Below are 14,898 nucleotides of genomic sequence, written 5' to 3' on the forward strand. Positions count from 1 at the left end.
GTCAGCCGTCGCCGCGCTTTTTGGGCGGCGGCATCTCCCATGTCGTCGTCGTGACCGGAATGTTGACTGACGGCGGATTCTCGACCACCGGATTCTGAGGCGCCGGGTTCTGCGTCACCGGGCTTTGTGTCGCCGGGCTCTGAATCGCCGGGGCCTCAGGTGCGCGCTGACGCGGCGCCTCTGACGGAACCGTGACCGGGGGCGCGACGACCTGGGCGCCGCCGGCGACCGGTGAACCGGAGTCGCCCCCCGCGGGCGGTGCGCCGCCACCCGCAGGCGGCCCGGCGATGACAGCCGGTGAGGTCGTGGTGGTCGTCGTGACCGCGTGAGTAGTCGTTGTCGTCGTGGTCGTTGTCGTCGGAGTCGGCGACGACGTGGTCGTGGTCGGCGTGCCACTCGGCGGCGGCGGTTCAGCAGAAGCCGAACCCGATGTCGACGAACTCGGCGTGGTGGCCGACGACGAAGACGACGTCTCCGACGGCGAAGACGAAGTGGTGGTCGCCGACGACGTTGCGCTGTCGGTCACCGACGAAGTCGTCCCCGTGTTGGAATCCGGCGCAACCACAGCGGGCTCGGGCATCGGCGGCGGTGGCGCACCGGGCGGCAGCGTCGCGTCGGCGTCCTTGGCGTCGACCTTGACGGTCAACTCTTGCCACTGCGTGACCAATTCTTGTTTCTGCTCAACGTCATTGACGGTCGCCACCGTGGTGGTGACAGCCTGCAGCTTGTCCTGCGCGGCCTGCCACTGACCCTCGTCGATCAGCTGCTGCACCTCGGCCAGTTGCTGCGAGGCGAGCGTCACCTGGTCGGTTCGGGTCTGCTCGCCGAACAATGCCGTGTGCAAGCCGTACAGCGCGTCGCCGGGACCGGAGCTCGCGATTACGGCACCGAAACCGCCGATGCACAACACGGCCGCGGCGACCGAGCCGACCAGAGCCATCGAGAAGCGGGTGCGCTTGCGGGCGTCGATTGCACGCGTCAACGCCGTCGCGGCATCGCGCGGCGTCACGGGCCGCATCAACGGCGGAGTGCGAATCTCGTCGCGCCAACCGGCCAGCAGCTGCGCGAGTTCAGCCTCGCTCGGCTCGGTCGAGTACACCGGCTGTTGACCGGCCAGTGCATCGAGGAACCGGTCCGTGCGGTTGATTTCATTGAGCGACGGGTCGCCGCCGCTCGCGTTCCAGCGTCCGAAGTCAGGCACGGCCGTGCTCCGTCGCGCTGATTTCAGACTTCAGCTTGGCCAGTGCCCGGTGCTGTGCGACCCGGACCGCGCCGGGCGTCGAGCCGACGGCCTCTGCGGTCTCTTCGGCGCTCATCCCGACGACCACGCGCAGGATCAGGATCTCGCGCTGTTTTTCGGGCAGCACGGCCAGCAGCTTGTTCATCCTGGCGGCCGATTCGGAGTCCAAAGCCATCTGCTCGGGTCCCGCTTCCAGGGAATATCGCTCCGGCACGACGTCTGTCGGGTCGGAACGATTCCTGGCCGCCGCGCGGTGCGCGTCAGCAACCTTGTGTGCAGCGATGCCATACACGAAGGCCAGGAACGGTCGTCCCTGATCCTTGTAGCGCGGCAGGGCCGTGATGGCGGCCAAGCACACCTCCTGTGCGACGTCATCGGCTGAAAGACCACTTCGCTCTGTCGTCCCAACCCGGGCTCGGCAGTACCGAACCACGATCGGGCGAATGATCTCCAGTACCTCCCGGAGCGCGTCCCTGTTGCCAGCCACCGCCTCAGCAACGACAGCATCGAGACGTTCTCCCGAAAATGTCATCGTGAGTGGTATCTCCAGCGTTACGTGAGGGACACGTCCCCGAGGTGTGGACGTCAGCTAAACAATAACGATCATCAAGGCGTGACCATTGTCAGCGCTCCGCCAGGTCGCCACCCCGGCGACGCACCGTAGCTGCGCATTCGTTACGAATCCTCAGCATCTCTGGTGCTGTGTGACGGGCGCTGCCGATGTCGGCCAGCAAGCAGGCCAACGCCCAGCGCAGTGGGATGATTCCCAGCCGCTCGGTGTCCTGTAGTGCGGCATCGGCGACCTCCCTGGACGCATCCAGCTCGCCGGCACTGCACAACGCCGCGGCCCTGACGACCTCCGATTTCACCGCGTGCCGGGCCGATCCGAGCGCCTCGGCCAACTCGACGGCGCGTTCCGCGTGGCCAACGGCCCTGGCACCCTCACCGCAGGCCATCGCCAGCTCCGCAGACACCCACGCCAGCCGGACCGGCAACCTTGATCCGCTGACCAACCCGCCGGCGCGCTGGAGCGCGACAGCCGAGGCGGCTAGCCTGCCGACGCCGAGTGCGTCGGCGGCCAGCCCGATGAGCGCGTCAGCGCCCGCCTCTTGGTCGGAACCTGCCAGCGCCAGTGCCCGCCCGTCCCAGCCGCGGGCGCGGTCGTGCCAGCCGAGCTGACGCAGGAACGACGCCCTGGTGCTGTGCGCCAGCGACGCCAACGGACCGCGATGCTGTGTCCGGCACAGCTCGTCCAGATCCGCGATGGCGTTGCCGTAGCGGCCCTGCCCGCCCGCAGCCACCGCACGCAGCCACAGCTCGTGCGGAGTGGACGCCGCCGGCAACGGCCAGAGATTCGGTGTGCCACCGAAGGCCGCATCACTGAGACTGCTCATCGGGTCGCGACGCTATCAATACGCCGTGCAATACCCGGTACCGCTGGGCACGCCTCGGACGAGTTGCGAAAATTGTGATCGGTTAACAGTTCGTGGTCGCCACGTTAAATCGATGTCAACTGGCTTCAGGTAGCCACAGCCTTTGTTTGCGACGCGACGAGAAGCGAACAGCGAAAACACAAGTCGTGATTGCAGTGCCGGTCTTTCGTTACCACCGCTGGCGTTGCCGGAGGGTCGCAACGATGAACGTGATGTAAATTCTCGGCCTGCGGTTATGTGGTTGAGCACATGATCGGGCTATTGACGAAATTTCGTGAGCGCCCCTAGTTTGTGTGCACGAGTAGTCATTGGCGACTTGTGCTCGGATCGGTTCCACACAACTCATGCGCCCATCTGTCGCGAAAAGGGTGGGTAGAGAGGGGTTTTCCTATGCCACAGCCGCAGCAGCTACCCGGACCAAATGCCGACATCTGGGATTGGCAGATGTCCGGCCTGTGCCGAGGTGTCGATTCGGCAATGTTTTTTCATCCCGACGGCGAACGTGGCCGGGCCCGCGCACAGCGTGAGATGCGCGCGAAAGAGATGTGTCGTCAATGCCCCGTCGTCGCCCAGTGCCGCGCCCATGCCTTGGCCGTCGGCGAGCCCTACGGCATCTGGGGTGGCCTGTCCGAATCTGAGCGTGAATTGTTGCTGAAGCGAGGGATCCGCCGCGCTTCCTGAAGACCCCATACCGAAAGGGCCCTACTCCGGCGATCCGGGTGGGGCCTTTTTCGTCTGGTCTTCTGCCGCCACGTCCGAACACAGCGCGATGAAGTCCGATGCCAGCACGAGGTAGAGGTGGCGCTTCTTGTCGCGATCAGATGACACGTAGATGCCATCGAAGAGGTCCGCGGTCTCACCACAAAAGAACGTGAAAGCGAAGCTGTGCATGATCTCGTGGCACAGGTCCGTGACCGAAAGCGTGCTGCGACGGCCGTTCTCGAAGTCGTAGCACCCCGAGATGTCGTCTGGATCAGGCGGCGGCGCCGCGGTCAGCTCGTATCGCCTGACCGGGATGTGACGCCGACACATCTCCGCCGACACGCCGTGTGAATCGACGAGCTTTCGCATCGCGTAGGAACCGACGATGAAATCCCGTTCGATCAGCAAGCCGGTGCGCTCGGTCCACCGCGTCTGCCTGGTCTTCGCCTCCAGTCGGTCGGCGACCCTGACAAGCTCGTCTTTCCACTGGACTGCGTCCTCGATCACCCAGTGACAATAGGTGGCATGACAACACCAGAGACTGCATCGGCCGAAGGCACGGTGATCGTCACAGAGACCGGTTCGGGGACTTTCACCCGACAGATCACAGCGGGGCGCCACGAGCTCGTCGCCGACGAGCCGGCGCCGATCGGCGACGACACAGGACCGACGCCCTACGATCTTCTGCTCGGCGCGCTCGGGGCCTGCACCTCCATGACAGTACGGATGTACGCCGACCGCAAGGGCTGGCCGCTAAGGAGTATTCGGGTAACGTTGCGGCACAAGCGTATTCACGCCAGGGACTGTGCCGAATGCGAGACCACCAAGGGTTTCATCGACCACATCGATCTCGACATCGAGTTAGTGGGAGACCTCGACGACACGCAACGCGAGCGGCTGCTGCAGATCGCCGAACGTTGCCCCGTTCATCAGACCCTGACGTCGGAGATCGACATCGCTACGACGTCGCGGAACGCCGCAAGCTAGGACGCCGCCTGACCTTCCACGAACTCCACTCACCCAGCGTGACGCCGGCCGCCAGTGCGGTGCCGATTGCGAGCGCACCGAGCACCGAAGCGAATCCAACGGCGTGCTGGTCGTTGAGAACCGCATAGATGCCGTGCAGCAGCGCAAGGCCAGGCAGTAAGGGCACGATGCCCGTAATCGAAACCACAAGCGGCGGAGCCAGATTGCGTCGTTCCATCAGCCGGCCGACCAGGCCGATCGGCACTGCCGCGACGAACGATGCCACCACTGCGCCCAGGCCCGCTCCCTGAGCGAGAAGAAACGCAATGGTGCCCGCCGCGCCGCCGAACGCCGCGGCCATGGCTGCGGACCGCTCGGCATAGCAGGCCAAGGCGAAAGCCGCGGCGCTCGCCGCGCCGAATGCCACACGTGCGGGGAACTCTGCCAGGGCCGGCGGGGCATCGGCGCTGATGGCGACGAACGGCGCGCCGAAGCGGCTGGCGAGGTGCAGTACGAATGCAACGCCTGCGATCGTCGCAGCTGTCAACATGACCAATTCGAAGAAGCGCGCCGCAGCTGTGACGGGGGCCCCGGTGATCACGTCACCAACCGAACCCACCAACGAAAGGCCGGCAAGAAGAACAACCAGGCCGGCCGCGATGGCCACCGTCGGTTCGAAGTGCCATCCGAGCTTCGGGCTCAGCGCGTAGAGCAGGATCGGGGGCGCAGTCGCGATCGCACCGCCAACTGCGTACTGGAAGAAGAACGGCAGCCCATGCCGGTTGAGCACCCGGTTCACGCGGTCGATCGTCATCGCACTGACAGCGCTGACCAGACAGACCAGCCAGCCCGCGCCGAGCGTGCCCGCGGTCGCGAACGCCAACGCGCCCCAGGCGAGAGTGGCGATCCAGCGCTTGTAGGGATGCGGCGCGGTGACGATGGCGTCGAGCTCCTTGCGGGCTTGCGACGGCGGGACCTCGCCCGCACGGATCCGGCCGATCAGGCGGTCAACGGCCGCCAGCCGGCTGAAGTCCATCGATCTGGCATGCACGATGTGCAACGTGGTGGCCGCAGGCATCGTCGGGCCACGGTATGCGGCGACGTGGATCGTCGTGTTGATGACGTCGACCTGGCACCGCTCGATGCCGTACGCGGCGGCGATCGCCGCGACCTGGTCCATCGTGGCCGTAGCGGGCGTACCGGAGGCCATCAGAATGGCGCCGATGTTGCCTGCCAGATCGAGCACCTCACCGACAAGCTCCTGATAAGCAGCGTCGTGCTCGCTGCGCACTGGATCGGTGATCCGAGGCAGACTGCCCGTCGGCGGATCGGTTTCCCGGACTATTCGATTCAAGATTTCGCGTTGACGCGCCCCCCACGGCTGGCCCGCGCGCCCACGGGTCAACTGCACTGCACTTTCCTCCATTTACTCCCGCTCACTCGGACACCACAACGCGCGGGCCCCCGGTGCTCGTTCCGTTATCTCCCAGAGTTCCCGGTGTTTTCGCTCACACCGCAAAACACCCCCGGCGGACAGCCGGGGGTGTTTCGCGTGCTACTCAGCGGCGCAGGACTACTTGCCGAGGAAGCTCTGCAACCAGGCGTTCAGGGAGCCAACGCCATTCTGGAGGCCCGAGTTGTTGAGCGAGGTGTTGCTCTGCAGACCACCGTTGTTGATAGCGGTGATGCCCTGCAGACCCTTGTTGTTCTGGTTCACGATGTTCTGCACCGCGCCGTTCGCGCCGCTCACGGCCGAGTCGAGCGCGCCGTCTGCGAATGCCATTCCTGCCGGCGCTGCCAGCAACAGTCCGCCCGCGACGAGTCCAACACCGACCGCCTTCGTTGCCTTGTTCATGCTTGCCTTCACCCTCCTGTTGTTGCCCTGGTTTGCCAAGAATAGCGCCTGTTAGGCGTTTGGCAAACAATCAATAAAATCGTTATAAACTGTGTAATCGCTGGTAACCACGTTTTTAACAGTTATACAGCACTCATCAGGCAAATAGACAGTAGAGGCATGTAGTCAATAAAGTTTACTGTCACGTTATTTTCCCTATCGCCGGACGATTCCAGGGCGTTACACCTGCCAGGTTGAGGCATGCGAGTGTTCCGCCAAATCACAGTGCGCGGCGTCGTGCAGCTATCTCGATGTGCGTAGCCGCGGCGGCGCCTTATCGCGAAGCAGCGATAGCCTTTCTAGGAACTCCGACCGGGCTCCACGTAGGGCACGACGCTCTTGACGAGCACCTCCTCACACACGACCTCGCCGCCAAGATCCATGTGAGAATCGAAAGTCACTCGGATACCAGACCCTGCCCTCTGGAAGCTCAGGCTGCTCAGAACATCTCCCTCATACGGTGAGGGCAACGAATCTGACTGCACGCCAAGCATCAAGAGTTCGACCAGGTGATGCTTGCGAAGGACGAAGAAGCCCGCCGAATCAACCTGATCGGTCATTTCGTAGACATGGATGATCACGGTGCAGGAATCCGAATCCCGAGTGGCTTGTCGAACGTCGGCGTCGTGGAACGACGGCCAATAGCCCATGGCCTTGACGAGGATATCCGCGGCTTGGATGAAGTCCGGCGCACTCACGACCGGCGAGCCTTCATCAGCCTGATGGCGCCGTAGCCGATGCCGCCGATTACGGCCAGCACCCCCAGCCAGGGCAGCACCAGACCGAAGAGCAGCACCAGGTTACCGACTACGGAAACCAATGCATCCCAACCTCTTTCGATCTGCCCCAGGAAACCTTGATACTCGTTGGGCGCCGGGCCGCCGACGGTCTCGGCGATGAAGGTGACGTTGACGGTGCTGTAGTCGATACGGTCCCCGAGAGCCTGGCGTTGTGCCCGCAGGCTGTCGAGCTCCGCCTGACGTTTCGACAGCGCGTCCTCGGCCTTGATCAGCGCATCGGGATCCCTGGCATCTCGCATGATGGCGAGCAACCGATCTACCGACGTCTGCAGTGCCTTGACCCGGGCGTCGAGGTCGACGCGCTGCGCGGTGACGTCCTCGGCGCTGACCTCGGCACGTTCGACGGTGCCCAGTGCCTTGAGATCCCGCATCGCCTCGTCGAGCTTCGCGGCGGGAATTCTCAGCGTCACCGATGTGCTCGCCTTCCCGCTGCCCGACCCGGCATCTTCGGACCGGCTGTCGACTCGGCCGTCCGCGTCCCCGGCGATGACGGCGGCCTTGTCGGCGGCCTCAGCGGGATTGGCCACGACGACGGTCATTGACGCCGTCTTGACGATGTCGCGCTCGACCTTCGGTGCCGGCCCAGGCACATCCTGCGGTGGTGGCGCTCCCGCAACTCCCGCCATGCCGTCGGTCGCAGGCATCGGCCGCTCGGGCGAAGCGCCGCATGCGGTCAATACACACAGCAGTGCGGCGCCCGCGATAGTCAACGCCGCGAAGCGGCCACCCAACCTGTGAGAACCCTGGCTCATGCCTGAAAATCTAGCCGCAACACGAAGCCCGGGGCACCGATCGTCTATTGCGCGAGACCGTACACCGTCACAGCGTCCGCCTTGCCTTTCAGCGCGTGCGCCCCACGGTCGATCAGTCCGGTCGGTGCAGATCCCAGCGCGTCGACGGTGGGCTTGGCGAGAAGGATCGCGTCTCCGGTGGTTTTGGTGAGCTGCTCGACGCGGGCAGCGACATTGACCGTGTCGCCGATCAACGTGAACTCGAGCTTGCTTCCGCCCCCGATGGTGCCTGCGATCACCTTGCCGGTGTTGATCCCGATGCCGATCCGAAGGTCTCCGGCGAACCGCTCGGCGACAAGTCGCTGAATCAGCAGCGCGGCTTTCACAGCCGAGTCAGCATGATCTGCAAGGTCATTCGGTGCGCCGAACACCGCCAGCGCGCCGTCGCCAAGGAACTTGTTGACGTGCCCACCGGCATCGACGACCGCGGGCACGACGATCTCGAACAGTGCGTTGAGCCTCGCGACAGTTTCCTCGGCGGTGTTTGCTTCGGCGAACGGCGTGAAATCACGGACGTCGACGAACATCACCGTTACCTCCCGGCGCTCCCCGCCGAACACGTCGTCGCCCTGCTCGAGCAACCGGGCCGCCAGAACGGGATCGACGTACGTGCCGAAGGCAGCGTGAAGTCGTTGCCGCTCAGCCAAACCCGCCTGCATGCTATTGAATGACGCCGCCAGCGCACCGAGATCGTCGTCCTGCACCACCGGCACTCGCTGACCGTAATCCCCGCTCGCAACGCGCTTGGTCCCTTCGGCGAGATCGCGAATCGGTAGCAGGGACGGCGAAAATGAGGGAGCAAGGGTGATCGCTACACTGAAAAGTGTTAGAGCACAAGCGATCATGAGAACAATCAATGGGCCGTGCCCAGCCGGGTCGAACACGGCTGCCAACTGCGCGCTCGCGACGGAGAACGCGAAGACAGCGCCGAGCATAGCCATGTTTGTCCACGCGGCAAACGTCGGCCGAGACTGCGGAAGTGAATCACCGATCCCGGTGTGACCGGCGATGGCGGACCTGGCCGGCCGCAGCGCTGCTTCAAACCCGCTGTGCACACCGATCACAACGATAGAAGGTCCGAGTACGGCGCCAAGGACCGCGTACTGGACGAGCCGTGACCCGGTCGCCCCTGCGATCGCAGCGACAGCGACCATTACCGAAGCGGCCCAACCAGAGTTGACGCTCAGCGTTCGAATGACCAAACGCCGAGCCCAGGTGTAGGTGGCTTCCATTGCCGATGCCCGGTCCACCGTGTGGCCGGCAGCCCATTGCTCAGCAAGGCGGACCCGACCCAGACCAGGGAGAACCGACAAGTACACCAGCACCGGCACGGCCACAAGGGTGGCCACGACAGCCTCGGCATAATGACTGGAGCCCTCGAAAGCAACAACGACGACCGACGCGAAGAGGTAGATCGGCAGCATGATCGCGGAGAACACCACGCAGATCACCCACGAGTACCTCGGTCCGTGCCGATCCCACGCCCACTGCCAGATACGGTCCATCCCGCGAGATTAAGCGTGTGGGGCCAACAGAAGTGAGAAACGAACTCAGGTGACTCTGATCCAGGGTTCGCAGTTCTGCGACTCGAAGGCCTTCACGGTCGAGTTGATGGTCACATACATCGGACCGACGGACATGTTCGTCGCGACCACATGGTCTTTGTTCGCATCAGGCGTGCTGTAGGTGAACCACAGGCACATCGAATCCTCGGTCGGCACATCGTTTATCAACACCTGCCAGGTCGATGCCGTCCCGTCCGTCCGGTACAGGCCGGGCGCAATGTCTGTGCCAACGACGAAGAAACCGCTGCCCGGAATCGGCTCTCCCGGGTCAGCACGGACCGGCGACCCGAACGCGATCGCGGCCACGGCGGCAACAAGGCCGGCGGCTACGCGAGATAGCCAAGTCAGAGGCATACTTCCTCGTCATCTGGTGCTGATCTTGTTGGCAGCGTATGCCCGTACGTCATCGAGCGGAGGCTATTCATTCACACTCGGATCGAGCCCGAAGACCTTCACCTCGGCTGATTTGCCTTTCAGCGCGTGCGGTCCTCGGTCGACGAGTCCCGATCGTGGAGACGTAAGAGCGTCAACGGTCTGCTGGGTCAGAAGAATTGGATCACCGGTGACCCTGGTGAGCTGCTCGACACGGGCGGCGACATTGGTCGTGTCGCCGATCAGGGTGAACTCGAGATGGCCTCCGCCGCCGATCGTTCCGGCGATCACGACGCCGGTGTTGATCCCGATCCCGATACGCAACTCGCCGCGGAATCGCTCGGCGACGCGATGGTGAACCAGCGCCGCGGCGTTCACCGCCGCATCGGCGTGATCGGCAAGATCATTCGGGGCGCCAAAGACGGCCATCGCGCCGTCACCGAGGAACTTGTTGACATGTCCCCCGGCATCGACGACGGCAGGCACCACAATCTCGAACAGTGCATTGAGACGGGCGACCGTGTCCTCTGCCGTGTTCGCCTCGGCGAACGGCGTGAAATCGCGGACGTCGACGAACATCACCGTCACCTGCCGGCGCTCGCCGGTGAACACGTCGTCGCCCTGCTCGAGTAGCCGAGCCGCGAGCACCGGATCGACGTAGCTGCCGAAAGCCGCCTGAAGTCGTTGCCGCTCAGCCAAACCCGCCTGCATTCGGTTGAACGACGCCGCCAGCGCACCGAGATCATCGTCCTGGACCACGGGCAGGCGTTGCGAATAGTCGCCGGCGGCAACCCGTTCGGTGCCCTTGGCGAGGTCGCGAACCGGTCGCAGTGACGGCGCGATGAGTACGCCGACGGTGACGGGCACCGCGAACGCCGTCCACGCACACGCGGTCACTACCACGGTGAGCACCGGAAAATCACTCGTTCGGTCCAATACAACTGCCAGCAGCGCGCCCCCGATCGCAAAGGTGAAAATGGCACCCAGGAAGGCGAGGTTCAACCAGGCGGCAAAGGTCGGGCGAGAGCGGGGAAGCGTGTCGCCGATGGCGGTGTCTCCGGCGAGGGCCGCCCTGGCGGGCCGCAACATTCCTTGCACAGACGTGTGTAAACCCATGAGCGCCATGGCGACTCCCAAGGTAGCGCCCAAGATTCCGTATTCAATCAGCCGCGCCCCGCTCGCTTGGGACATCGCACCAACAACCACTAGCAGCACTGCCGTCCACGCGGGTTGGAACCACAACGCTCGGACACCTGCCGCCCGAGTCCAGGTGTACGTGTCATGCAACGCCTGAGCGCGGTCGACCTCGTGGCCGGCTGCCCACCGCTGAGCGAGGCGGAATAGCCGGCTGCCCGGAAGAATCACCACGTACGCGTCTACCACCACGGCGGCAACGGTGTAGGCGGCCGCTTCGGCGTAATGACCCGACTTCTCGAAAGCGACAACCAACGACGACACGACAAGGTACGACACCAGCATGGGGACGACCATGATTCCCCAGACGGCCCACGAGTATGTCGACCCCCACCGATCCCACGCCCACTGCCAGATACGGTCCATACCGAAAACAAAACATGCCCGGCCCGGCCACGGGGCGTGTTCCGTTCGAACTAGACCTGCGCGTTGCGGCGAAGCCCAAATAGGTTGACCAAGCACACGCTCTGAACGAACAATCTTTCATGGCTATGACACCTGCGGTCCAACATCACATGCTGGTGGACAGCCTGCGCCTGGTCGCTGCGCCGCCCGAAGCTCAGGTCTCGGCGCTGCCCGACTTTGTCTGCCTCCCCTGTGAGATCAGCACCCTGTACACCGACGCGTATCTGCTTGTGCCGCAACTGGAGGAAGCCAGTCTGATCACTGCTGAGGCGGGTGCGGCGCTACGAAGGCGTCGCGACCGGGTCAAGACCGAAGACCGTGGTCTGGGCTGACTTACCCTTCAGCGCGTGGAGACCACGGTCAGCCAGTCCGGGCGGTCGAGAAACCAGGGCGTCAACGGTTTGGTCAGTGAGAAGGATGGCATCGCCGGTGGTCTTGGTGAGTTGCTCGACGCGGGCAGCCACGTTCGTGGTATCGCCGATCAGGCCGAACTCAAGATGAGCTCCGCCGCCGATAGTGCCGGCGATCACCGTACCGGTGTTTATCCCGATGCCGATCCGAAGCTCACCGCCGAATCGCTCGGCAACGAGACGGTGAATCAGCACCGCGGCGCTCACTGCGGCGTCGGCATGGTTCGCGAGATCGTTCGGAGCGCCGAAGACGGCCATCGCGCCGTCGCCGAGGAACTGGTTGACGTGCCCTCCGGCGTCGAGGACAGCGGGCACCACGATCTCGAACAGGGCGTTGAGTCGGGCTACGGTGTCCTCCGCGGTGTTCGCCTCGACGAACGGGGTGAAGTCGCGGATGTCGACGAACATCACCGTCACCTCGCGGCGCTCGCCGGTGAAAACATCGTCGCCCTGCTCGAGCAGTCGCGCGGCGAGAGCGGGGTCGACGTAGGTGCCGAATGCCGCCTGAAGTCGTTGGCGCTCAGCCAATCCCGCCTGCATGCGATTGAACGACGCTGCCAGCACTCCGAGATCGTCGTCCTGAACCACCGGCACGCGCCTGCCGTAGTCACCGGCTGCGACGCGCTCGGTTCCCTCCGCGAGATCCCGAATCGGCCGCATCGACGGTGAGAAACCGACGCCGACGACTAGCGGAATTCCGAATGCGACTGTCAAGGCAGTGCCGATCCCAAGGAACAGAAGTGGCTGCGGGCTGGCCCCAACGATCGCGGCAACCAACATTGCGCTGTCGACGGAGAAAACGAACGCAGTCCCCAGGACCGTCATGTTTGACCACGCGGCGATCGTCGGACGAGCGCGGGGTAGAGAGTCCCCGATGCTCGTGTCGCCAGCGATCGCGACCCGTGCAGGCCGAGCGGTCGCCTCCAACATGCTGTGCACACTGATGAGATACGTCACGGTCCCGACCGCGGCGCCCAGCACACCATACTGTGCAAGTCGCGGTCCGCTCGCTCCAACAATTGCACCGATGCTCACCGACATCAGGGCAAAGCAAACCGCGGCTAACCAAAGCGCCCGGTAAACCGCGCTCCGGGAGAAGCTATATGTGGCCTTCAGCGCTGTTGCCCGATCGACGTCGCGGCCGGCCGCCCATTGCTCGACCGGGCGATAGCGCTTGCGGTCGGCGAAAGCCGCGTACAGATTCAGCGCCAGCAGAGCGACGAGGGTCACGACGCCTGCCTCAACGTAGTGACGGGAGCCTTCCACAGCGACGATGAGGAACGACCAGAACAGGTAGATCGGCAATCCTGCTGGCAATACGACGGCCAGACCCGCCAAGCGGTGTTTCGCTCCAAACCGGTCCCACGCCCACTGCCAAATGCGGTCCATATCAAAACGAAAACACCCCCGGCCTGGTGACCGGGGGTGTTCCGTTGAAACTAACTAGTGAGCGTGGCCGTGATGACCGTGGCCGTGGCCGTCGTCCTCCGGCTCCGCCGGCTTGTCGACCACAGCCGTCTCGGTGGTCAGCACCATCCGGGCCACCGACGCGGCGTTGAGCACCGCCGAGCGGGTGACCTTGACCGGGTCGACGATGCCACCCGCGACCAGATCGCCGTACTCCAGCGTCGCGGCGTTGAACCCGTGGCCCGTCGGCAGCTCGGCGACCTTGTTCACTACCACGGAGCCGTCCAACCCGGCGTTGGCGGCGATCCAGTACAGCGGGGCCGACAGCGCTGCGTTGAACACCTCGACGCCGACTGCTTCGTCGCCGGTCACCGATTCGCGCAGCGGAGCCAGCGCCTTGCGCGCTTGCACGAGCGCCGCGCCGCCGCCGGTGATGATGCCCTCTTCGACCGCGGCCTTGGCCGCCGCGACCGCATCTTCGACGGCTTCCTTGCGCTTCTTGAGATCGGTCTCGGTGGCCGCGCCGACCTTGATCACCGCGACACCACCGGCCAGCTTGGCCAGTCGCTCTTCGAGCTTCTCGCGATCCCAGTCGGAGTCGGTGTTCTCGATCTCGCCTCGTAGCTGAGCGGCGCGGGCATCAATGGCGTCCTTGGTGCCGCCGCCGTCGACGATCGTGGTGCTGTCCTTGTCCACCACGATGCGGCGAGCCGAGCCGAGCACCTCGAGTCCCACCTCGCGCAGCAGCAACCCGACGTCCGGATTGACGACCTGACCACCGGTCACGATCGCGAGGTCGTCGAGGAACGCCTTGCGACGGTCACCGAAGAACGGCGCCTTGACCGCGACGGCCTTCAGGGTCTTGCGGATCGAGTTGACCACCAGCGTTGAAAGCGCTTCGCCCTCAACGTCTTCGGCGACGATCAGCAGCGGCTTACCGCTCTCGGCGACCTTCTCCAGCAGCGGCAGCAGGTCCGGCAGCGAGCTGATCTTCTCCCGGTGCAGCAGTACCAACGCGTCCTCGAGCACCGCTTCCTGGGCGTCGAAGTCGGTGATGAAGTACGCCGAGATGAAGCCCTTGTCGAAGCCGACGCCGTCGGTGATCTCCAGCTCGGTGTTCAGGGTTGACGACTCCTCGACGGACACGACGCCGTCGTGACCGACCTTGGTCATCGCCTCGCCGACCAGCTCACCGATCTGCTCGTCGCGCGACGAAACGGTCGCGACCTGGGCGATCGCGGTCTTGTCGGACACCGGGGTGGCCGAGGCAAGCAGAGCCTCCGACACGGCGTCGGCGGCCTTGCTGATGCCAGAACCCAGCGCGATCGGGTTGGCACCGGCGGCCACCTGCCGCAGTCCGGCCTTAACGATGGCCTGCGCCAGCACTGTCGCGGTGGTGGTGCCGTCGCCTGCGACGTCGTTGGTCTTGGTGGCGACCGACTTCACCAGCTGTGCGCCGAGGTTCTCGAACGGGTCCTCGAGGTCGATCTCGCGCGCGACGGTGACGCCGTCGTTGGTCACCTGCGGTCCACCGAACGCCTTGGCCAGCACGACGTGCCGACCGCGTGGGCCCAGGGTCACACGAACCGCATCGGCGAGCTTGTCTACGCCGGCTTCCATTGCGCGGCGCGCAGTTTCGTTGAACTCAATCTGCTTGCTCATAGTTGGCTTTCTCCTATGACGCATACCGCCCCGGAAATCGCCCGTGGGTACGGGGAT

General features: G+C 64.5%; 16 protein-coding genes. 3 read left to right on the top strand and 13 right to left on the bottom strand.

Features of this window, described 5'->3' with window-relative positions:
- Window position 1 precedes the first annotated feature (1 nt).
- The 3 genes from GGC64_RS08360 to GGC64_RS08370 form a co-directional block, all read right to left on the bottom strand.
- A complete protein-coding gene (locus GGC64_RS08360; RefSeq protein WP_192721923.1) occupies window positions 2-1,201 on the bottom strand; it encodes an anti-sigma-D factor RsdA in 1,200 nt (399 codons plus the stop codon).
- Complete coding sequence (locus GGC64_RS08365; RefSeq protein WP_210084267.1) at window positions 1,194-1,772, bottom strand: sigma-70 family RNA polymerase sigma factor; 579 nt, start codon at window positions 1,770-1,772, stop codon at window positions 1,194-1,196. Before GGC64_RS08365 ends, GGC64_RS08360 begins: the two co-directional genes overlap by 8 nt.
- A 91-nt stretch (window positions 1,773-1,863) precedes the next feature.
- Complete coding sequence (locus GGC64_RS08370; RefSeq protein ID WP_192721924.1) at window positions 1,864-2,634, bottom strand: hypothetical protein; 771 nt, start codon at window positions 2,632-2,634, stop codon at window positions 1,864-1,866.
- Between the two features lie 429 nt (window positions 2,635-3,063).
- Here GGC64_RS08370 and GGC64_RS08375 point away from each other — a divergent pair, with 429 nt between their 5' ends.
- Window positions 3,064-3,354, top strand: a complete 291-nt coding sequence (locus tag GGC64_RS08375; protein ID WP_015305128.1) for a WhiB family transcriptional regulator — start codon at window positions 3,064-3,066, stop codon at window positions 3,352-3,354.
- A gap of 21 nt (window positions 3,355-3,375) precedes the next feature.
- Here the strand turns inward: GGC64_RS08375 and GGC64_RS08380 are convergent, their stop codons facing one another.
- A complete protein-coding gene (locus GGC64_RS08380) occupies window positions 3,376-3,882 on the bottom strand; it encodes a hypothetical protein (RefSeq protein ID WP_192721925.1) in 507 nt (168 codons plus the stop codon).
- An 18-nt stretch (window positions 3,883-3,900) separates the two neighbouring features.
- Between GGC64_RS08380 and GGC64_RS08385 the strand changes: the two genes are divergently transcribed.
- Window positions 3,901-4,362 (top strand): OsmC family protein, encoded by a 462-nt coding sequence (locus GGC64_RS08385; RefSeq protein WP_192721926.1) that lies wholly within the window; start codon window positions 3,901-3,903, stop codon window positions 4,360-4,362.
- Here GGC64_RS08385 and GGC64_RS08390 read toward each other — a convergent pair.
- The 7 genes from GGC64_RS08390 to GGC64_RS08420 all read right to left on the bottom strand — a co-directional run bounded on the left by GGC64_RS08390 (window position 4,334) and on the right by GGC64_RS08420 (window position 11,323).
- Complete coding sequence (locus tag GGC64_RS08390; RefSeq protein ID WP_225951209.1) at window positions 4,334-5,767, bottom strand: threonine/serine exporter ThrE family protein; 1,434 nt, start codon at window positions 5,765-5,767, stop codon at window positions 4,334-4,336. The two genes, GGC64_RS08385 and GGC64_RS08390, sit on opposite strands and share 29 nt — an antisense overlap.
- A gap of 147 nt (window positions 5,768-5,914) precedes the next feature.
- Window positions 5,915-6,196 carry a hypothetical protein gene (locus GGC64_RS08395; protein ID WP_192721927.1) on the bottom strand — a complete coding sequence of 94 codons (282 nt, stop codon included), beginning with the start codon at window positions 6,194-6,196 and terminating at the stop codon, window positions 5,915-5,917.
- Window positions 6,197-6,534: 338 nt separating this feature from the next.
- The gene (locus GGC64_RS08400; RefSeq protein ID WP_192721928.1) at window positions 6,535-6,933 is read right to left on the bottom strand and encodes an Imm50 family immunity protein; all 399 of its coding nucleotides are present in this window, start codon (window positions 6,931-6,933) and stop codon (window positions 6,535-6,537) included.
- A complete protein-coding gene (locus GGC64_RS08405; protein ID WP_370582058.1) occupies window positions 6,930-7,721 on the bottom strand; it encodes a DUF4349 domain-containing protein in 792 nt (263 codons plus the stop codon). The genes GGC64_RS08400 and GGC64_RS08405 overlap by 4 nt, the downstream gene beginning before the upstream one ends.
- A gap of 110 nt (window positions 7,722-7,831) precedes the next feature.
- On the bottom strand, window positions 7,832-9,331 hold the full coding sequence (locus GGC64_RS08410) for an adenylate/guanylate cyclase domain-containing protein (RefSeq protein ID WP_192721930.1): 1,500 nt from the start codon (window positions 9,329-9,331) through the stop codon (window positions 7,832-7,834).
- Between the two features lie 45 nt (window positions 9,332-9,376).
- Window positions 9,377-9,745 (bottom strand): hypothetical protein, encoded by a 369-nt coding sequence (locus GGC64_RS08415; protein ID WP_192721931.1) that lies wholly within the window; start codon window positions 9,743-9,745, stop codon window positions 9,377-9,379.
- 63 nt (window positions 9,746-9,808) lie between these two features.
- Window positions 9,809-11,323 (bottom strand): adenylate/guanylate cyclase domain-containing protein, encoded by a 1,515-nt coding sequence (locus GGC64_RS08420; RefSeq protein WP_192721932.1) that lies wholly within the window; start codon window positions 11,321-11,323, stop codon window positions 9,809-9,811.
- Window positions 11,324-11,442: 119 nt separating this feature from the next.
- Here GGC64_RS08420 and GGC64_RS08425 point away from each other — a divergent pair, with 119 nt between their 5' ends.
- The gene (locus tag GGC64_RS08425) at window positions 11,443-11,694 is read left to right on the top strand and encodes a hypothetical protein (protein WP_192721933.1); all 252 of its coding nucleotides are present in this window, start codon (window positions 11,443-11,445) and stop codon (window positions 11,692-11,694) included.
- On the opposite strand, the gene GGC64_RS08430 is transcribed toward GGC64_RS08425, so the two are convergent.
- A complete protein-coding gene (locus GGC64_RS08430) occupies window positions 11,644-13,161 on the bottom strand; it encodes an adenylate/guanylate cyclase domain-containing protein (protein ID WP_192721934.1) in 1,518 nt (505 codons plus the stop codon). The genes GGC64_RS08425 and GGC64_RS08430 overlap by 51 nt on opposite strands.
- A gap of 54 nt (window positions 13,162-13,215) precedes the next feature.
- On the bottom strand, window positions 13,216-14,841 hold the full coding sequence (gene groL, locus GGC64_RS08435) for a chaperonin GroEL (RefSeq protein ID WP_192721935.1): 1,626 nt from the start codon (window positions 14,839-14,841) through the stop codon (window positions 13,216-13,218).
- Between the last annotated feature and the right edge of the window lie 57 nt (window positions 14,842-14,898).

The sequence above is a fragment of the Mycobacterium sp. OAS707 genome (assembly GCF_014873705.1).
Lineage (GTDB): Bacteria > Actinomycetota > Actinomycetes > Mycobacteriales > Mycobacteriaceae > Mycobacterium.